The organism is Shewanella sp. M-Br, assembly GCF_036245925.1.
Lineage (GTDB): Bacteria > Pseudomonadota > Gammaproteobacteria > Enterobacterales > Shewanellaceae > Shewanella > Shewanella oncorhynchi.
Genome location: NZ_BJBV01000071.1, coordinates 1 through 329 on the forward strand (window position 1 = coordinate 1; position 329 = coordinate 329).

The 329-nt window shown below is 42.2% G+C and carries 1 pseudogene; it reads right to left on the minus strand.

The features are described from left to right. Nucleotides 1-186, minus strand: a pseudogene (locus AAA952_RS22345) (hypothetical protein); the annotation flags it as partial. Nucleotides 187-329: the final 143 nt, after the last annotated feature.

A 329-nucleotide genomic window follows, 5' to 3' on the forward strand; every position in this document is an offset into this window, starting at 1 on the left:
AGGGGCGAAATCTGACAGTTGGGCAGGTTCGCCTGACTCAAATGACGCAAATGGTACGCCATCTAACACGCGCTCATTTTTAAATACACGGATTTCAGAATCAGGTAACTGCGTCATCAGCAATGACAAGATAATGTGTATCTTATCCAATGGGCAATGAAGACGAATACTTGCGCGTAAGCCCATTGTTCGTACATCCGATTGGCAGGCAATAAATGGACGATTCCGCGTTACCTTAATCAAATGACGATGCCCATTTTTTATAGGACTCTCGTAAGTAGTCTCTATATTTTTAAAACCAGTAAAGAAAAATGCCATCACGGCAAAAC